Raw genomic sequence first — 21,295 nt, forward strand, 5'->3', positions numbered from 1 at the left:
TAAAATGTATTATGCAATTGTCTTTCTGCCGCTTTTGGGTTTTTTAACTGCTGCTGTCGGTGGAAAAACTATAGGCTCTCGTGCAAGTGAAATTGTGACGTCTAGTTTCATGGTAATTGTTGCTGCATTATCATGGATAGCTTTTTTAAATATTGCTATTGGTTATACTTCAGCGGTTAGTGTGCCGGTTTTGCACTGGGTAGCTGTTGGTAACTTAGTTTTTGATTGGACTCTGTACATTGATACATTAACAGCCGTTATGCTTGTTGTGGTTAACAGTGTTTCAGCATTAGTGCATATTTATTCAATTGGTTATATGCATCACGATCCTTCAAGGTCTCGTTTTTTTGCTTATCTTTCTTTATTCACATTTATGATGCTTATGCTGGTGACAGCTGATAACTTAATCCAAATGTTTTTTGGTTGGGAAGGTGTTGGGCTTGCATCTTATTTATTAATTGGCTTTTGGTTTCAGAGAGCTTCTGCTAATAAAGCAGCGATGAAAGCTTTTGTGGTTAACCGTGTTGGTGATTTTGGTTTTCTTCTAGGTATCTTTAGTATTTTTGTTTTGTTTCAATCAGTTAATTTTGCAGATATTTTTGCAAAGACTATAGACAGTAGTTTTATACAAAATATAACATTTTTAGGTTGGCGGCTTGATGGACAAACAGCAATTACTGTGACGTGTCTTCTTTTATTTATCGGTGCTATGGGTAAATCAGCGCAATTTCTTCTACATACGTGGCTTCCTGATGCAATGGAAGGGCCAACACCTGTATCTGCTCTTATTCACGCAGCAACAATGGTAACCGCTGGCGTTTTTATGGTTGCACGTATGTCACCAATTTTTGAACTTTCTTCAACTGCTTCCACTGTGATTGTTATTGTTGGAACAATGACTGCATTTTTTGCAGCAACTGTGGGGCTTGTACAAAATGATATCAAGCGCGTTATTGCTTATTCAACATGTTCACAGCTTGGTTATATGTTTGTTGCTTTAGGGGTTGGAGCTTACGGAGCAGCTGTTTTTCATCTCTTTACACACGCTTTTTTTAAAGCTCTATTGTTTCTCGGTGCAGGTTCTGTAATTCACGCAGTATCTGATGAGCAAGATATGCGAAAAATGGGGGGGTTGCGTAAACATGTACAAACAACTTATTGGATGATGGTTATAGGAACTGTTTCATTAACAGGTGTTGGAATACCGGGAACTTTTTTTGGTACAGCGGGTTTTTTCTCAAAAGATGCAATTATAGAATCCGCTTTTGCGTCACATAATATTGTTTCAGAATATGCTTTTTGGATTCTTGTTTTGTCTGCCTTATTAACGAGTTTTTATTCGTGGCGGCTTATATTTATGACATTTCATGGTAAACCACGTGCAACCGTTGATGTTATGCATCATGTTCATGAATCACCTCCGGTTATGTTGATTCCTTTGTTTGTTTTATCTGTTGGAGCATTATTTGCAGGTGTGGTTTTTCAACCTTATTTTTTTGGTAATTTATATGACACTTTTTGGAAAGGTGCATTGTTTACAAGTAACCACAACCATATTCTTCATGAAGCGCACAATGTGTTAAATTGGGTAAAGTGGTCACCATTTACAGCAATGGTTCTTGGATTTGTTTTGGCTTGCCTATTCTATATTTTTATTCCGTCACTTCCCAAAAAACTCTCTGAATTTATGCCTGCATTCTACCGTTTTCTTTACAATAAGTGGTATTTTGACGAACTTTATGACTTTTTGTTTGTCCGTCCTGCTTTAAGAATTGGTTGCTTTCTTTGGAAGATAGGTGATGGTAAAATTATTGATGGCTTGGGGCCAAATGGTATTGCTGCACGTGTTGTTGATATTACAAACAAAATTATCCGACTGCAGACAGGTTATCTTTATCACTATGCGTTTGCGATGCTTATTGGTGTTACAGCGCTGATCACGTGGATAATGATCGGGAGTTTAAGTTGATGACCGACTGGCCTATTCTTTCTACAGTTACATTTTTACCGCTTGTTGGTGTATTTTTGATTTTATTAATCAAAGATGATACCGAGGCTGAAAAACATAATATACGTAATGTAGCGTTTTTTACATCTGTCTTTGTTTTTATTATCTCGTTAATTATTTGGGTAAGGTTTGATAATACAAGTTCCGATTTCCAAATGGTTGAGAAATTCGATTGGTTAGGTGGCGGTATTAGCTATCATATGGGCATTGATGGTATTTCTATCCTTTTTGTCGTCCTTTCAGCTTTTTTATTACCATTCTGCATTTTAGCAAGTTGGGAAAATATTAAAGATAGATTAAAAGCTTATATGATTGCTTTTCTTCTCCTTGAAGTTGCAATCATTGGAGTTTTTTGTGCTCTTGATGCAATGCTATTTTATGTTTTTTTTGAAGGTAGCCTCATTCCAATGTTTATTATTATTGGTGTTTGGGGTGGAGCACGCCGTGTTTATGCGAGTATGAAGTTTTTCCTATATACTTTGCTTGGTTCAGTACTCATGTTAGTTGCTATTATGGCTATGTATTGGGAAGCGGGAACACTTGATATACCAACTTTATTGACCTATCAATTTTCTACACATATGCAGATGTGGTTATGGCTTGCATTTTTTGCTTCTTTCGCAGTTAAAATGCCAATGTGGCCGGTCCACACATGGCTACCTGATGCGCACGTAGAAGCACCAACAGCGGGCTCTGTTATTTTAGCTGGAGTATTGCTCAAATTAGGTGGTTATGGTTTTCTTCGTTTTTCTTTGCCAATGTTTCCCGTTGCTTCAGCTGATTTTGCTCCTTTAGTTTTTGTATTATCGCTTATTGCAATTATTTATACATCGTTAGTTGCGCTTGTTCAAAATGATATAAAAAAGCTTATTGCCTATTCGTCAATAGCTCATATGGGTTACGTAACAATGGGTATTTTTGCTATTAACGAGCAAGGTATTCAAGGTGCTATTTATCAGATGCTATCACATGGGGTTGTTTCTGCCGCTTTGTTTCTTTGTGTTGGAGTTATATATGATCGCTTGCACACGCGTGAAATTTCGGCTTTTGGTGGTTTAGTAAATAACATGCCAAAATACGCGGTTGTATTCTTAATCTTTACTATGGCGAATGTCGGTTTACCTGGAAGTTCAGGGTTTTTAGGTGAATTTTTAACTTTAATAGGTGTCTTTCAAATTAATAAATTAGTTGCAGTTTTTGCTACAACTGGTGTTATATTATCCGCCGCTTATGCACTTTATCTTTATCGACGTATGATTTTTGGCCCCTTAGATAAGGAAAGTCTGAAAGTGCTCCATGATCTCTCTTTAAGAGAAAAGATTATCCTTTATCCAATGGTTGTTCTTACAATATTTTTTGGTGTCTACCCAATGCCGATTCTTAAAACCACGGCGTTTACAGTAGAAACCCTTATTAACCAGCTGCACTAAATAAGAAATAAATACTCATGCAAACTGATATAATAGCTCAATTAATATTAATTTTTCCAGAAATTTTGATGGCACTAGGGGGCATGGTACTCCTTTTAATCGGTGTTTATTCCGGTGCACGTTCATATTTAACTATCACTGGTTTAGCAATTGCTCTACTTGTTGCAACTATTATTATTATGGTTGTCTTTCCGCAAAATGGCTTTTTCTATACAAACACACTCATTATTGATTCCTTTAGCCGTTATATGAAAGTTCTAACTCTTATCGGTGCACTCTTTGCTCTCATTATGTCTGTTGGTTTTGCTTGTGCTCAGAAATTTGATATATTTGAGTTTCCCGTATTAGTCATTTTTGCGACTTTGGGTATGATGTTAATGATTTCAGCTGGGAATACGCTGTCTCTTTATATGGGGTTAGAATTACAATCTTTGGCTTTATATGTCCTTGCTGCAATCAATCGCGACAATATAAAATCTTCTGAAGCTGGTATAAAATATTTTGTTTTAGGTGCGTTGTCTTCAGGATTTTTACTTTATGGTATTTCATTGCTTTATGGTTTTACTGCTCAAATTGGTTTCAGCGAAATTGCTTTTGCTTTAAATAATGAAACTTTACAGTTGGGTATTATTTTAGCTATCGTTTTCATTTTAGCTGGTTTGGCTTTCAAAATTTCTGCAGTCCCATTTCATATGTGGACACCTGATGTTTATGAAGGAGCACCAACACCTATTACAGCATTTTTTGCTTGTGCTCCTAAAATTGCAGCAATGGCATTAATTATTCGTATTATTGTTGTTACTTTTATTCCATTAGGAAGTTCTGATAGTTCTATGCCTGCATGGCAACAGATTTTAATTTTTATGGCAATTGCATCAATAATACTAGGTGCATTTGCTGCAATTGGCCAGAGTAACATTAAGCGTTTAATGGCTTACTCGTCCATCGGTCATATGGGGTATGCACTTGTTGGTCTAGCTGCTGGAAGTATAATTGGAGTAAAAGGTGTTATTCTCTATATGACTATTTATCTTGGCATGACTCTTGGTTCATTTGCATTTATTCTTGGAATGCGATCTGGTGACAGAAATGTTGAGAATATTTATGACCTTGCAGGATTGGTAAAAACTAATCCATTTATGGCTATTACGATGACGATACAGCTTTTTTCTTTAGCAAGTATACCTCCTATGGCTGGTTTTTTTGGTAAATGGTATACATTTTCTGCAGCTGTTCACGCAGGTCTTACTCCACTTGCTGTTATTGGTATGGTTACCTCTGTTATTGGCGCTTTTTACTATTTACGGATTATTAAAATTATGTGGTTTGACGCTGCAAAAGATAGTTTTATTGTTTTATCAAACGAACTTAAGCTTTGTCTTGGGCTTTCTACATTATTTATTTTATTTTATGTGTTTTTTGGAATTTGGTTTGCTGAATTTGCAGAAAAAGTAGCAATATCATTATTTTAATAAGCATGGTTTATGCATTATCAGATTTTGCTTTAAAACAAGGGTATGTTCTTGAATCATATGAAAGTGTAGATTCAACAAATCTTATTGCACAACAAAAAGCAAATGCTGGTCATTGTGGTTATCTTTGGGTTGTTGCGGAAAAACAAACACAAGGAAGAGCTAGAAGAGGTAGGACATGGTATAGTCCGAAAGGAAATTTGTACTCTAGCCTTTTATTAATTGATGATATTGTTTGCCAAACTGCTTCTCAACTTAGTTTTGTTGCTGGAGTAAGTATAGTAGAAGCTATAAGACACTTTATAAAAGATAAAGAAAATAGCATTGTTAGTTTGAAATGGCCAAATGATATTTTACTTAAAGGGATTAAAAGCTCTGGAATCTTACTTGAGCTCTTTACTTTAACTCCACAAAAATATGCATTGGTTATTGGTATCGGTGTAAATGTAAAACATCATTTTAAAGATGCACCATATTTAACATCAAGTATAAAGAATATTGGATTAGATATTGATAAAGAAGAATTATTTATGGTTTTAACGAAATGTTTTGCTGAAAATTATCTTCTTTGGAAGCAATCGGAAGGGTGTAGTATAATCCATAAGAAATGGCTTTCATATTCAGCTCATCTTGGACAACCTATCAAAATAATCAATGGTGAAAAACTTACTGAAGGTATTTTTGATGGTCTTGATCATGATTTTAACTGCATTGTCAAACAAAAAAACGGTCAGAAAGCAATTATAACGGCTGGAGATGTTTATTTTGGTTTAGCTGCTTCTGTTAAGACAAATCATTATTAACTTATAAATTTTATTTCACCATGAGATTATCTTAATAGTTTAGGAGATATTTATGGTTTCTACCAATGAAAATGAATTGGTTTTTCTACCCTTGGGAGGGGTAGGGGAAATAGGGATGAATTTGGCTGCTTATGGATTTGGTCCAAAGGATCGCCGGGAATGGTTGCTTGTCGATATGGGAGTTAGTTTTGCTGGCCCTGAATTGCCAGGAGCAAATCTTATTTTGCCAGATATTCATTTTCTGGAAAATGAAAAACATAATGTGCGTGGTCTTGTTTTGACACATGCACACGAAGATCACTATGGTGCTGTCCTTGATTTATGGCCAAAACTTCAGGTTCCGCTTTATTGTACTCCTTTTACCGCAGGATTATTAGAGAGTAAAAAGCGATCAAATTTCAAATTTAATAAAGTCTCATTAAATATTTTTCAAGCTGGTGATTGCTTTCAAATTGGTCCATTTACAATTGAAGCTATTGCTGTCAATCATTCAATTCCAGAAGCTGTTTCTTTGGCAATTACAACATCTTTAGGAAATGTGATCCACACTGGAGATTGGAAAATTGATCATACACCTTCACTTGGGCCTGTGACAGACGAAAAAAGATTACGGATTTTAGGAAATAAAGGTATTTTAGCATTAATATGCGATTCCACTAATGCTCTCCAAGACGGTATATCACCATCAGAACAACAAGTTCGAGATAGTCTTTCTGAAATTATTTTGAAAGCTGAAGGCCGTATTGTTATTGCAACTTTTTCATCGAATATTGGTAGGATACGTTCAATTGCTCTTGCGGCAGAATCTGCTGGGCGCCAAGTTCTTTTGGTGGGGCGTTCTATAAAACGTAGTGTTACTGTAGCACAAGAACTTGGTTATTTAAATAATTTAGCACCGTTTGTAACGGAAGATGATTATAGTCACATTCCACGAAAAAACATGGTTTTGGTAGTAACAGGAAGCCAAGGTGAACCATGTTCTGCTTTAGCAAAACTTTCACGAAATGAAATGAGAAATATTGCGCTCTCTCCTGGTGATACAATTATTTATTCATCACGCAGTATTCCGGGAAATGAAAAAGCTATTTTTGAGATACAAAATCGTTTTATTGATCAGGGAATTAAAGTAATTACAAATAATGATGCTCTTGTTCATGTTTCAGGCCATCCCCGCCGTTTAGAACTTCTACAAATGTATGATTGGGTAAAACCGCAAATACTTGTTCCTGTGCATGGTGAGGCAGTACACCTTGTGGCCCAAGCAGCTTTAGCACGTGAGGCTAATATTAAAACTATTGCTGAAATTAGAAATGGCGATATGCTCCGTCTTGCTCCCAAACCAATAGAAATCATTGAGAAAGTACCTGTTGGTCAAATCTATAAAGATGGTTACCTGATTGGTAATGAAGATGAAGTAGGGATTAATGAACGCCGCAAATTAAGTTATGTTGGTTATGTTGCGATTTCTCTCCATATGAATAGTAAGCATGATTTACTTGATGATATTGGTTTTACGGCATTTGGATTACCTAAAAACGATGGAAAAGGGAAATCATTAAAGGATGTTCTTTTAACTGTTGTAGAAAATACTATTAATAATATTCCGCAGATTAAAAGAAAAGATAATGAACTTATTCAAGAAGTAACACGTCGGGCTGTTAGAGCAGCTGTTAATGAAATTTGGGGAAAAAAACCTGTTTGTACAATTTTCTTACATCGCTCAAAATAAAAAATTGCTCTTATAATTATTTCTTTTAGTTAAATTAAAAGAAAAGAATTACTAAGTTAGCTTTATTACTAATACGTATCTGCACTTTACTGAGGATAAGTAAACTAAAAAATATATCAAATAAAATTTTTATAACATATTGGTTTGTTATATTTGCAAGCTTTCAGAATACAGCTATGATTAATGCATAACATTATTTGAACTGCTCCGATTTGATGAGCTTAATTAGGAGTTAATGATTTCAATGCGCTTTTCTCAATATTTTATACCTATTTTAAAAGAAAATCCTAAAGAAGCAGAAATTGTTTCACATCGACTTATGTTGCGTTCAGGCATGATTCGTCAACAAACAGCAGGGATTTATTCTTGGTTACCATTAGGTAAAAAAGTACTTGATAAAGTTTGTACAATTATTCGTGAAGAACAAAAACAAGCTGGCGCTTTAGAAATATTAATGCCTACGATTCAATCTGTTGATCTTTGGTATGAAAGTGGTCGCTATGACGACTACGGTTTTGAAATGTTACGTATTAAAGATCGACAAGAACGTGATTTGCTTTATGGCCCAACTAATGAAGAAATAGTAACAGATATTTTTCGTTCATATGTTCGTTCTTATAAGGATCTTCCTCTCAATCTTTATCAAATTCAGTGGAAATTTCGTGATGAGATCCGTCCGCGTTTTGGTGTGATGCGTTCACGAGAATTTTTAATGAAAGACGCATATTCTTTCGATCTTGATTATGAAAATGCAAAAATATCCTATAATCGTATGTTTGTTGCTTATTTACGTACTTTTTCTCGCATGGGGTTGAAAGTAATCCCGATGCGCGCTGATACAGGCCCGATTGGTGGCGAACGTAGCCATGAATTTATCATTCTAGCTGAAACAGGTGAAAGTGCTATATTTTGTGATAAACAATTTCTTGATATCAATGCTCCACTTTTTTCAATTGATTTTACTGATAAAACTGTTTTAGCTGATATCGTTAAACAGTGGACAACTTTTTATGCTGCAACGGAGGAAATGCATAATGAGGAAGAATGGAGTAAAATTTCTGAATCCAATCAGCTTTCAGCACGTGGCATTGAAGTAGGGCACATCTTTTACTTTGGCACTAAATATTCTGTACCAATGGGAGCAAAAGTGATGGGGAAAGACGGAAAAGAACACCCAGTTTTTATGGGATCCTATGGGATTGGTCCTTCACGTCTTGTTGCAGCAGCAATTGAAGCTTCTCATGATGAAAATGGTATTATTTGGCCAAAACCAATAGCACCATTTGATTTTGGTATCATCAACATGAAACCAGATGATAAAAAATGTAACCATATGTGTGAAACTCTTTATCAGGGACTTATACGTGCTGGCTTTGATCCATTGTTAGATGATAGAAATGAGCGTCCTGGTGTGAAATTTGCAATAATGGATTTGATCGGCTTACCAACACAAATAATCGTTGGACCCAAAAATGCTGCGCACAATGAGGTTGAAATTAAAGACAGAAAAACAGGTACTAAAGAATCTTTAACAATTGAATCAGTATTTAACCGACTTTCTACAACTTAAGTAGGCAATGTTATGAATGGTTTGAGAAGAAAATGGTTTTTATCTTATGAATGGATGATTTCATTTCGTTACATGATTCCTAATAAAAAACATATGTTTACATCTGTTGTTTCAATTATTTCTTTAATTGGGATTATGTTAGGGGTTTTCGCCTTAGTTGTTGTTATGGCAGTAATGAATGGTTTTCGCACAGAACTTCTTAATCGCATTCTCGGTATGAATGGACATCTTATCGTTCAAACGACTGATTCTGGTTTTTCTGATTATAATACCTTTATTTCTTATTTGGAATCCATAGACGGTGTAAATTCTGCTTTGCCTGTTGTTGAAGGGCAAGCACTTGTTCAAGGTGATGTTGGTGGGGGGACTGGTGCTTTGATTCGTGGCATGCGTCAAGAAGATTTGGAGAAGCTTAAAATAGTATCTCAAAATATTAAATCAGGTACACTTGCTCAATTTGAAAAAGAAGAAGGCATTGCAATCGGAAGTGGTCTGGCAGAAAAATTAGGGCTAACAATTGGAAGTGATCTGCGTATTATTACACCAGATGGTGATGTAACGCCTTTTGGAGTTATGCCACGTATCAAAGCTTATAAAATAATTGCTATTTTTGAAGTAGGTATGTCTGAATATGATTCAATATTTGTTTTTATGCCTCTTTCTGAAGCACAAGCATTTTTCAATCTGGGGCAAAAAATTCAATCACTAGAGTTATTTCTTAATGATCCCGATACTGTTGAGCAAATAAAGAAAGTAATAGAAAAAGAGATGGATCAACAAGTTTATTTAATTGATTGGCGCATGCGTAATCAAGCTTTTTTTTCAGCTTTACAGATTGAACGTAACGTCATGTTTTTTATTCTTTCTCTTATTATCCTCGTTGCTGCTTTAAATATTATTTCGGGATTAATTATGCTGGTGAAAGATAAAAATCATGATATTGCAATTTTGCGTACTATGGGAGCGCAACAGAGTGCAATCATGCGTATATTTATCTCTACCGGCATGATGATTGGGTGTATTGGGACAATATTGGGAGTAGTTTTAGGTATTATAGCTGCTACAAATATCAATTATATTCAGCATTTTGTATCTTGGCTTTTTAATGTTGATGTTTTTAATCCTCAATTTTATTTTCTAACAAAGTTGCCAGCACGGATTGAATGGGGACAAACTGTTATGGTAGCTATGATGTCCTTACTTTTATCGTTTTTTGCAACACTCATTCCAGCGTGGCAAGCTTCTAAACTAGATCCCGTACAAGCTTTGAGGTATGAGTAATGTCTGTTGTGTTAGAACTTGTCGAGATTGAGCGACGTTTTTTTGATAACGACAAATCTTTAATTATTTTAGACAAAGCTAATTTTATTCTAAATCGCGGAGAACTTGTAGCACTTGTTGCACCATCTGGTGCTGGAAAATCAACACTTCTTCATATTGCTGGATTACTAGAAAAACCAACAGCTGGTGATGTTTTATTGCATGGTGTTTCTTGTGCAAAATGCTCTGATAGTGAACGAACAGCTATGAGACAAAAAAATATTGGTTTTGTTTATCAATTTCATCATTTGTTACCAGAGTTCACAGCTTTAGAAAATGTAATGATACCCCAAATGATAGCAGGATTGAAAAAATCGACTGCGGAAAATCGCGCACTTAAATTATTAACATATCTTCGGGTTTCTCATCGTGCTAAACATCGTCCATCAGAATTATCAGGCGGCGAACAACAGCGTGTCGCTATTGCCCGTGCTATAGCAAATGCTCCTTGTGTACTGTTAGCTGATGAACCTACAGGAAATCTTGATCCTGTAACTTCAGTTTATGTATTTCAGGCTTTATCAGCTCTTGTTCGTCAATCTGGGCTTGCTGCTCTTATTGCAACACATAATTACAGTTTGGCTAAGTTGATGCATCGTCGAATTACACTAAAAGAAAGAAAAATTATTGAACTTCCTTAAAAATACAGTACACCGTTTATTATAGAAAATTAATACTATAGCTGTATATTTATATTCACCTATTGAAGAGTTTTTATGACAAATTTTGTAATTGATAAAAATCAATTAAATGCACGGTGTCGGCGATTGATTTTTCGGGCGTGGCATAGAGGCATTCGTGAAATGGATTTAATTTTAGGGCAATATGTTGATTCGCATATCATTGAGATGAGCGATGAAGCAATCTCTGAACTTGAATATATTATGTCTTTTGAAGATCGCGATTTACTTATGTGGATTACAGGGGAAATTCCTACACCATCTGAGGTAGATAGCCCGCTTTTTCGTGACATTGCAAATTATCGTATTTGCACAAATTTTAATTGATCAAAATGTCCATATTTCAAAAAATTATTCTTCCTAAAGATGTGCAGGATTTAATGATTCTTGATGGCATTATTGATGGGTTTGAATCTTTCGCGCTTGCTCAATTAAGCTCAGAAATTGCTCAAGATAAGCCACTTGTTTACATTGTTCGTGATGGAACAAAGATTTCCCATGTACAGCAAGTTTTAAATTTTATTGAACCCAATTTACCTGTTTTTCAGTTTCCTGCATGGGATTGTTTGCCTTATGATCGTGTATCGCCTGGAATAGCCATTACTGCGCGACGCCTTTCAGCTTTGGCACATATATCACATTTGCGTAAAAATCCACGTTCTGCAATTATATTGACAACAGCAAATGCAATTATTCAAAAATTACCACCTCGTGCCATAATCGATGATCAAATTATTCATACAAAGGTTGGTCAATGTATTAATATGAATAATCTAATCCATTATTTAGAACGTAGTGGTTTTGAACGCGTTGCGATTGTGCACGATGTTGGTGAATTTGCTATCAGAGGAGGAATTATTGATATTTTTTCTCCTAATGATAGTGAACCTTTGCGTCTTGATTTTTTTGGTGATACTCTAGAGACTATTCGCGTATTCGACCCAGTTACGCAACGTACAACAGGCAACAAAACTGAATTTTTTTTACAACCAATGAGTGAGGTTATCCTCACGCCTGAGCGGATTAATTTATTTAAAAATAATTATATCCGTACACTTAGTGTATCACAAAGAAATGATATGCTTTATGAAGCCATTTCTCAAGGGCGACGTTTTGCTGGTATGGAACATTGGTTGCCGTTTTTTTACGAGAATCTTGATAATTTCTTTGATTATTGTGGTAATGTACCTATTATTTTTGAGCACCTTATAGAAGAAGTGCTAACTGAACGCTATCGTCTCATTGAAGATTTTTATAATGTTCGTAAAGAGCAAGAAAACAATCAAGAAAGTAATGCTTCTTATCACCCAATAGAGCCTAACCTACTTTATCTGACACCAGAACAAGTTTTAACACGTGCACAACAATCGGGACAACGTATTGATTTTATACCCTTCAATGTTCCACAAACCTCTGGACAGACAGTTATTCATACGAATGTTGTGCCGGGATACGATTTTGTAAAAGAACGTAATGCACAGGAAAAAAATGTTTTTGCAAATGTGGTTGATTATATTCTTTCACTACAATCAGCTGGCAAGAAGGTACTCTTAGCTTGCTGGAGTGAAGGATCTATGAATCGCTTGTTGCAGATTCTTGATGAATACGGATTGAAAAAAATAGAAATTGCAAAGTCACTACAAGCTGTAAAGGCAACATCACATGATCAGGTATCGGCAGCTATCATAGCAATTGAGCACGGTTTTGAAATTGACGATTTTGTTATTATAGCCGAACAGGATATCCTTGGTGATCGGTTAATAAGGTCATCAAAACGGCGCAAGCATAATGCGCATTTTATCTCTGAAATTGCTACATTAAATTCTGGTGATATTGTTGTGCATATTGATCATGGTATTGGACAGTTTATCGGTCTTAAAACCATCATGACAGCTGGAATTTTACGTGATTGTCTCGAAATCAATTATGCTGAAGGTGATCGATTATTTTTACCTGTTGAAAATATTGAACTTTTATCACGTTACGGATCAGCAGATACAGATGTAACGTTAGACAAGTTAGGCGGCGTTGCTTGGCAAACACGTAAAGCGCGACTAAAAAAACATTTATTGAAAATTGCTGGCCAATTGATCCGTATAGCTGCAGAACGCGCCACACGCTCTGCACCTGCGTTAATTCCACCAATTAGATTGTTTGATGAATTTGTTGCATGCTTTCCTTATGAAGAAACAGAAGATCAGATAGATGCAATTGATGCAGTTTTAGGTGATTTAGCAGCAGGAAAACCAATGGACCGTTTAATATGTGGTGATGTTGGTTTTGGAAAAACAGAAGTTGCTATTCGAAGTGCTTTTGTTGCTGCATTAAATGGTTATCAAGTTGCTGTTGTTGTGCCTACAACTTTGCTCTCACGGCAACATTACAAGACTTTTATCTCACGTTTTCAAGGGTTACCTGTTAAAATTGGCCATGTTTCAAGGCTTGTAAAAGCCAAAGAATTAGCGCAAGTCAAAAAAGATATTTCAAATGGTACAATTGATATTGCCATTGGAACACATGCATTACTTAGTGAATCAATTAATTTTTCACGGTTGGGGCTACTTATCATTGATGAAGAGCAGCATTTTGGTGTTAAGCATAAAGAACGCTTAAAAGAAATTAAAAGTGATATTCATGTTCTCACGCTTTCAGCCACTCCTATACCACGAACCTTAGGGCTTGCTTTATCAGGACTGCGTGAACTTTCATTAATAGCAACTCCACCCATTGGTAGAACACCGGTTCGAACTTTTATTTCACCTTTCGATGCAATTGTTATACGCGAGGTATTGCTTCGTGAATATTATCGGGGCGGACAGAGTTTTTATGTTTGTCCTCGTATTTCTGATCTTCCCTATGTAGAAGAATATCTTAAAACACACGTACCTGAACTTAAATTTGCTGTAGCTCATGGTCAAATGCCAGTTACACAATTTGATGATATTATGAATGCATTTTATGATAGACAATATGACGTACTGCTTTCAACAACCATCATTGAATCAGGTCTTGATATTCCAACCGCAAATACATTAATTGTGCACCGTGCTGATATGTTCGGTCTTTCTTCACTTTATCAGTTGCGTGGCAGGGTAGGGCGTTCAAAACAACGCGCTTATGCACTTTTTACTTTTCCTGCCGGTAAAGTTTTAACGCCTGCTGCTGATCGCCGTTTTAAAGTCTTGCAATCTCTCGATACATTGGGTGCAGGCTTCCAATTAGCTAGTTATGACATGGATATTCGCGGTTCAGGTAATTTCTTAGGCGAAGAGCAATCAGGGCACGTTAAAGAGGTTGGATTTGAGCTCTATCAAAAAATGCTTGAAGAAGCAGTTGCCGAATTAAAGGATGGTAAACACAATGAAGATGGCCAATGGTCACCCCAAATTTCACTTGGTATAACAGCAATAATACCAGAAAGTTTTGTGCCTGACTTATCACTGCGTATGAGTCTTTACCGCCGTTTAGTAGAACTTGATGATTTGCAACAAATCAACCAATTAGGAGCTGAATTGGTGGATCGTTTCGGTTCTCTTCCAACTGAAGTCCAACATCTTCTTAAGATTGTTTATATTAAAGCATTATGTAAAAAAGCGCATGTAGAAAAATTGGATGCTGGCCCAAAGGGTATTGTTGTGCAGTTTCGTAATAATTATTTTGAAAACAGTGCTGGCCTTATTAAATGGATTGGAGAACAAGGCTCTCTGGCAAAAATCCGACCAGATCAAAGTATTATTTTTATTCGTGATTGGCCCACAGCTGATGAAAGACTTTCAGGTGCAGAAACGATTATGACACAACTTGCAACAATAACAGAACAATGTCCTGCTTAGCAATTTCGGCATTTTCTAGCTTTTTTAAACATAACCATGGTTAATTTTTGCGCAAATTCTATAAAAATCGACTTTTTACTCTTTCATATAAACATTTTTGATTCACGATAAAGGCACAAAGTTCTTTTCAAGATCTTATAGTATTGTTTATGTAATAATAACCTTTAAGTTTAAAATCGTATTTACATTGCATTTCATAGTTTGAAAAACTGCTGTAAAAATATTTTATATCTAGAATATTTCATTTTCCTTCGAAATAACATGAAATAATGTTGTTATATTATTCTCTTTATATGGCCGTTCCTAGATACTATAAGTAAATACCAATTGTGTGAGGCACTACTTTTATAAACTAGCAACTAAATCCGATATTCTCCTTTTAAAATATGCATTAGAATTTATATAAAGATTTTTATTTTCTATAACTTTTCTTATTATGTAACCTAATGCTGCAAGTTCAAATAATCTAAACAATAAAATCCCTTTTTATAATTGTAACCTAAATGGAATCATGAAAAACGAAATTATAAAAACAATTTATAAAATTGTTTTTATTTGTTTTTCTTTTACTCACGCCACCAAGTTGGAAGATAATACCCATATAAGGATGTATAAACAGGGTGTTTAATATATGACCAACGTGCTACTCGTTGTTCGGGCAAGTGGTACAATGGTATATAATAGCTACCAGAAATAAGAACTCTATCCAAAGCACGCACTGCTGCAATGAAATCAGCATCAGAACGTGCATTGAGCATTGCGGTTATCATCGCGTCTATAGCAGGATCAGCTGTTCCTGCAAAATTAAAACTTCCTTTCAAATTCTTAGAAACCGAACCCCAACGGTTTATTTGTTCATTGCCCGGTGATAGAGAATTCTTTAATTTTGCAATAATCATATCATAATCAAATACACTTAAGCGATTTTGATATTGGGTATCATCGACGGTCCTTATCTCAATATTAATACCAAAACGTGATAATGTACTTTGAAATGCAAGAGCAATTTTTTCTTCATCGAGTGTTTGAGTCATGATCTCAAATTGAAATGGCAAACCATCCGGAGCAATAACCTTGTTGTTTTTTCTGGTGAAACCTGATTCTTGCAAAAGTTTCCAAGCTGCTTGCATAATAAGCCGATCCATACCTGAGCCATCTGTTTTAACAAGACGCCAGCTTCCATTCATCACTTCGGGAAGAACTGCATTAAAATGAGGAGCTAAGAGCCTTTTTTCTTCTTCGCTTGCTGGTTTTCCTACAGATGAAAGTATAGATCCTGCCCAATAACCTTCTGTTCTTGTATAGATATTATTAAAAAGATGACGATTAACCCATTCAAAATCGAAAAGCATTGATAATGCTTGTCGCACTTTTTTATCTTTAAAAATAGTACGACGGGTATTAAAAACAAAACCAATAGTATCAGCAGGTGTCCCTTTTGAAAAAGATTCTTTGATAATGCGCCCCTCATGAACAGCCGGAAAATTATAAGCAAGTCGCCAGCGATTTGGATTAGAAGATTCTTCAATAAAGATATCGACAACACCTTTTTTAAAAGCTTCAAAGTGTGCTGTATCATTTCGAAAGTATTCAATTTGAATAATGTCAAAATTATGCAATCCTTTATTAACAGGAAGATCTCTCCCCCAATAATTGGGATCACGTTTATAGATAATGCGTTCACCAGGATCAGCATGTTCAATAATATAAGGACCACTTCCTGGAATTTTAACTAAACCGTTTTTTTCAAAATCATCAACATTAATAGCATGTTTGGGTAATATTGGCATTACACCTGCTAAAATAAGCGGAAATTCACGATCCTGTGATTGTGGAAAGCGCATCTTAATACAATGATTATTAATTACTTCGATAGATTCTATACGCTTCATGTACCTATCAAATGGAGGTCTGCCCTTGTCTTTAAGAAGATTAACAGTGAATAAGACATCTTCAATTGTTATGCGCTTCCCATCTGAAAAATGCGCTTTTGGATTAAGAAAAAAAGTAATCTCTGTACGTTCATCATTTAATTCAACTTTTTCTGCTAAAAGAGGATAAAGTGTAAAAGATTCATCACGAGAACGTACCATCATTGTTTCATAAACAAGGCCAGAAAGTTGCTCATCTGCAAAAAGCCCTCGTGCAGTTGTCCGAAAACTACGAATAACAAAGGGATTTAAACCATCAAATGTTCCAACAACACCATAGGTGATTTTGCCTTTACTGTTTGCATTGGGGGAAGCATAAGGAAAATATTCAAATTTATCTGGTAGTTTTGGCGCTTCACGCATTGCAATACCATTTGCAATCACATCATGGCACAGAAGAAAAATTATAAAAGCAAGAGAAAATTTTAAACGATACGAACTGTAGAATAACATTTAATAATAGCGCAATAGTAATTCGTTTATACAAATTTAGTTTTATTCATTATGCGAAGCATTTTATGAATAAATTTTATCAAAAATAAAGCAATTGAGAAAAAAATGAATCATATAAATTGTACAAAAATTCAATCAATTATTTAATTGTTTTCTCTCTCTAGATTTTACTTTTCTCTTTGTATATAATGAAAAATACAAAGAAGTGTTATTTTTTTGATTAATTTTAATACAGTTGATTAAAAATCAACTTAATATCCTTCTATTGGGATCATCATACAAGCACATTGAAAGGATTAGCTTAATTATGTCGCACAAAAATACCTATACTGCTATTTCAGTATTGGCTGGAGCCGCTACTTTTTTTCTCATGGCCTATACTCCAGCAGGTGCAGAGAATTTATCTCAAGGTTGGTACAAAGTTTGCAGTAAGCAGAATGATATTAACATTTGTAACACAATGAACTCTGTTATATCAGAGATTGGTCAACCTTTGACTGCTGTTAATTTAGTTGAAGTAAAAGGAAAAAAGGAAGAAAAACGTATAGGTATTCAAGTACCTACGAATCGTCTTCTACCAGAAGGCGTTCATATCCAAATTGGAAATGACTTCTCTATGAAAATTCCTTACGTTGTTTGTAACGGAGCAAGTTGTATTGCCAATGATGTTTTAAGTGACAAGTTAGTTTCTGCCATGAAAGCTGGTTCGAAAATGGTTATAATTACAACTAATATTCGGGGTGGTGCTAATCCTATCGAATTTTCTCTTAGCGGATTTAAAGCTGCATACACAGGTCCTGGTATAGACGAAAAAACTTTTCAACAAAAACAAATGAAGTTACAGCAAACTATCCAAGCAAAACAAAAAGAAATTGAAGATCGTATGCGTGCTGAGCAAGAGAAAGCTCAGAAAAAATAATAACAAGTAATATAAAAACTTTAAAAGCTTTTTATATTTTGTTTATATCTAAAAACGCTATAGAATTATTCTATAGCGTTTTTTAATTGTTTAGCTCTTAGAGAAAACTTTGCGCTTCCACCATCCAATGCGCCCAGTTTTATTCTCCCCCTCAGGCACTGAAGATGTAACAACAGGTTCAGTAGAAACTTGTTCAACAGCTTGCTTGGTTATAGGTTCTTTTTCTGATACTTTAGTTATTTGAGCTGTTTCTTTCGTAACAGCCTTTTTTCGCGTTTGACGTGTTGATTTTTTTGTATCTGTCGAGATTTCTTCAGTTATCTCACGAGTTTGTTTATTCTCTTTTTTTGTTTTAGATTTACGAATAGAGTTGGTAGCATTTTTTTCTTCAACAAGTGTTGATGTTGTCACGCTTTTATCATTTTCGGGCATTTTTTTGCCTTGAGATGCCTTTCGGGGATGTGCATTACGATTCTTCTTAGCTTTAAAAACAGCATTTTGTTGCACATTGACACGATATTTTGCATCACTATTTTGTTCATCAAATCCTACAGGCTCAGCAGCTGGAATAGAATATCGGCGATGCGCTGCTTTAATTTCTTTTAAAGCTTGCTTGGCAAATTCTCCGACTGGTTCAGCATAAGGAACACGAGATTGATAAAAACCGTTATTTTGATTACGCCTACCTCTACGATGCCCACGACGACGTCCACGACGGCGGGTATCCTCATTATTTTGAATATCATCTTTATGAGAGGATGTAGAAAAGTTGTCATGTAATTCACTTTGGCGATTTTTACGCTGACGCCGTTGATTATTTTCAACAGGGGACTCGTCATGAGTTAATTCGCTTTCCATAAAAATTGCATCTTCGTCTTCCTCTTTATCACCATCTTCAATAGCTATTGGAGATAAATGATCTTTTTCTGCCATTGTTCCTTTGGAAATAACTAAATGCTGTGCTCCAACGCTATCATCTGCTTCAATACTAATATTAAGCTTAAAGCGCGTTTCTAAATCAACAAGAATACTGCGTTTATGGTTGAGCACATAAAGTGCTATCACAGCAGATGTCCGCACAATGATATTATATTGCGAATTACTAAGAAGATATTTTTCAATTGAGCGCATAACATGCAAGGCAATTGATGATTCTGATCGTACATTTCCAGTTCCAGCACAATGAGGACAAGGCTGCATTGTACTTTCTAAAACTGATACACGAATGCGTTGACGGCTCATTTCCATAAGGCCAAAATGTGAGATACGACCAACTTGAATACGGGCACGATCATTTTTTAAACAATCTTTCAACTTTTTTTCAACAAGCTTAATGTTACGATTTTCAAGCATATCAATGAAATCAATCACAATTAGGCCTGCTAGATCACGTAACCGCAATTGACGAGCTATTTCTTCAGCAGCTTCAAGATTGGTTTGTAGCGCTGTTTTTTCAACAGAATGTTCTTTGGTAGAACGGCCAGAGTTTACATCAATAGCGACAAGTGCTTCCGTCTGATTGATAACAAGATAACCACCAGATTTTAAAGCAACTTGCGGCTGCAACATTTTATCTAACTGAGCTTCAATATTATTACGCGTAAAGATCGGTATATGATCACGATAAGGCTGAACAACTTTTGCATGACTTGGCATCAACATGCGCATAAAATCTTTAGCTTCACGATATCCTTTATCACCAGATACGAGAATTTCATTAATATCTTTATTATAAAGATCGCGAATAGAGCGTTTTATTAGATTGCCTTCTTCATAAACTAAATATGGTGCAGTTGATTTAAGTGTTAAAGTACGAACAGTTTCCCATAACCGCATGAGATATTCATAATCACGTTTAATTTCGACTTTTGTTCTATTAGCTCCAGCAGTTCGTAGAATAACACCCATACCTTTTGGAACTGCTAATTCTTTTACAATTTCTTTGAGCCGTTTGCGATCTTGTATATTGGTAATTTTCCGAGAAATACCACCACCCCGTGCCGTGTTCGGCATTAAAACTGAATAGCGACCTGCCAATGATAAATAGGTTGTGAGTGCTGCACCTTTATTACCACGCTCTTCTTTGATCACTTGTACTAATAAAATTTGACGCCGTTTAATAACTTCTTGAATTTTATATTGGCGTACCGGTTTACGCTGATAAGTAGGGAGCTCTTCAAGAGCATCTTCCGCACCAACCATTTCAATATCATCATCACAAACATTTCCATCAAGTGCTTCTTCTCCATCATCAATTGCTATTGATTCAGATATGATATTGTTTTCACTATCTACAGAAAGAGCGCTATGGCTCTTACTTTTTTTTGTTTTTCTTGAACCCTTTGTATTCTGTTTTATTTCCTCAACAAGATCATCTGCTTGATTTTCGTCAATAGCAGCTTTCTCTTCTTCTTCAAGAAGAGCAAGACGATCAGCAATAGGAATTTGATAATAATCAGGGTGAATTTCTGAAAATGTTAAAAAACCATGGCGATTGCCACCATATTCTACAAAAGCTGCTTGAAGTGATGGCTCAACACGTGTGATACGTGCGAGATAAATATTCCCCTTAAGCTGTTTTTTATGTTCTGACTCAAAGTCAAGTTCTTCAATTTTGTTGCCGTGAACAACAACAACACGCGTTTCCTCCGGATGGGAGGCATCGATAAGCATTTTGTTTGACATAAGTTAAAATCCTAAAGGCGACACGCACAACTTTATCTAAACAAGCATTATCACTACTTGCAAATATAAAAGGCTGTCTGCCGTAAAAGGGGGGTGCCGACATAACATCACGGACTTTCGTTCGCAAACACGTTACAGCGTTTACGATATTTACAATCATCAGTTCCATCTGTTTTGTATGACTCACGTTTTTATAAGTCTCCGGCAAAACAATTTTGAAAATAGTTCGGATATCCGAACCAGCGAATTTAAAATAACATAATCCTGCTTTTTAAGGTATGAAGACTTATCACCTATAAAAAGCCTAAACGCATAATATACGATAAACCTTCAAAGATAACTTAACAAAATTATTGATAATTTAAGTCAATAATAGATGGTTATATCGCTTAAAGAGCGTAAATATTCTTTTATGTTGATATCATGCTTTTGGCAAGTAACAACTACAAATACGCACCATTA

General features: G+C 35.4%; 13 protein-coding genes. 11 read left to right on the plus strand and 2 right to left on the minus strand.

From position 1 onward, the window contains the following. Window positions 1-4 precede the first annotated feature (4 nt). The 10 genes from nuoL (at window position 5) to mfd (ending at window position 14,845) form a co-directional block, all read left to right on the plus strand. Window positions 5-1,969, plus strand: a complete 1,965-nt coding sequence (gene nuoL, locus BWD121_RS03315; protein ID WP_078663368.1) for an NADH-quinone oxidoreductase subunit L — start codon at window positions 5-7, stop codon at window positions 1,967-1,969. Beyond that, complete coding sequence (locus tag BWD121_RS03320; protein WP_078663369.1) at window positions 1,969-3,438, plus strand: NADH-quinone oxidoreductase subunit M; 1,470 nt, start codon at window positions 1,969-1,971, stop codon at window positions 3,436-3,438. The genes nuoL and BWD121_RS03320 overlap by 1 nt, the downstream gene beginning before the upstream one ends. Before the next feature lie 17 nt (window positions 3,439-3,455). Next, window positions 3,456-4,910, plus strand: coding sequence for an NADH-quinone oxidoreductase subunit NuoN (gene nuoN, locus BWD121_RS03325; protein ID WP_078663370.1), 1,455 nt, complete (start codon window positions 3,456-3,458; stop codon window positions 4,908-4,910). Continuing rightward, a complete protein-coding gene (locus BWD121_RS03330) occupies window positions 4,910-5,713 on the plus strand; it encodes a biotin--[acetyl-CoA-carboxylase] ligase (protein ID WP_078663371.1) in 804 nt (267 codons plus the stop codon). The genes nuoN and BWD121_RS03330 overlap by 1 nt, the downstream gene beginning before the upstream one ends. A gap of 52 nt (window positions 5,714-5,765) precedes the next feature. Next, entirely contained in the window at window positions 5,766-7,442 is a 1,677-nt protein-coding gene (locus tag BWD121_RS03335; protein WP_078663372.1) for a ribonuclease J, read from the plus strand. A gap of 244 nt (window positions 7,443-7,686) precedes the next feature. Then, window positions 7,687-9,012, plus strand: coding sequence for a proline--tRNA ligase (gene proS, locus BWD121_RS03340; RefSeq protein WP_078664059.1), 1,326 nt, complete (start codon window positions 7,687-7,689; stop codon window positions 9,010-9,012). A 12-nt stretch (window positions 9,013-9,024) separates the two neighbouring features. Next, entirely contained in the window at window positions 9,025-10,293 is a 1,269-nt protein-coding gene (locus BWD121_RS03345) for a lipoprotein-releasing ABC transporter permease subunit (RefSeq protein ID WP_078663373.1), read from the plus strand. After that, the gene (locus BWD121_RS03350) at window positions 10,293-10,973 is read left to right on the plus strand and encodes an ABC transporter ATP-binding protein (protein ID WP_078663374.1); all 681 of its coding nucleotides are present in this window, start codon (window positions 10,293-10,295) and stop codon (window positions 10,971-10,973) included. Before BWD121_RS03345 ends, BWD121_RS03350 begins: the two co-directional genes overlap by 1 nt. A 75-nt stretch (window positions 10,974-11,048) precedes the next feature. Beyond that, a complete protein-coding gene (locus tag BWD121_RS03355; RefSeq protein ID WP_078663375.1) occupies window positions 11,049-11,339 on the plus strand; it encodes a succinate dehydrogenase assembly factor 2 in 291 nt (96 codons plus the stop codon). A 5-nt stretch (window positions 11,340-11,344) separates the two neighbouring features. Further along, the gene (mfd, locus tag BWD121_RS03360; RefSeq protein WP_078663376.1) at window positions 11,345-14,845 is read left to right on the plus strand and encodes a transcription-repair coupling factor; all 3,501 of its coding nucleotides are present in this window, start codon (window positions 11,345-11,347) and stop codon (window positions 14,843-14,845) included. 566 nt (window positions 14,846-15,411) lie between these two features. On the opposite strand, the gene BWD121_RS03365 is transcribed toward mfd, so the two are convergent. Beyond that, complete coding sequence (locus tag BWD121_RS03365) at window positions 15,412-17,229, minus strand: extracellular solute-binding protein (protein WP_078663377.1); 1,818 nt, start codon at window positions 17,227-17,229, stop codon at window positions 15,412-15,414. Between the two features lie 307 nt (window positions 17,230-17,536). Here BWD121_RS03365 and BWD121_RS03370 point away from each other — a divergent pair, with 307 nt between their 5' ends. Continuing rightward, on the plus strand, window positions 17,537-18,148 hold the full coding sequence (locus BWD121_RS03370) for an invasion associated locus B family protein (protein WP_078663378.1): 612 nt from the start codon (window positions 17,537-17,539) through the stop codon (window positions 18,146-18,148). Window positions 18,149-18,238: 90 nt separating this feature from the next. On the opposite strand, the gene BWD121_RS03375 is transcribed toward BWD121_RS03370, so the two are convergent. Continuing rightward, the gene (locus BWD121_RS03375; RefSeq protein WP_078663379.1) at window positions 18,239-20,833 is read right to left on the minus strand and encodes a ribonuclease E/G; all 2,595 of its coding nucleotides are present in this window, start codon (window positions 20,831-20,833) and stop codon (window positions 18,239-18,241) included. Window positions 20,834-21,295 lie beyond the last annotated feature (462 nt).

The sequence above is a fragment of the Bartonella sp. WD12.1 genome, from assembly GCF_002022415.1.
Taxonomy (GTDB): Bacteria; Pseudomonadota; Alphaproteobacteria; order Rhizobiales; family Rhizobiaceae; genus Bartonella.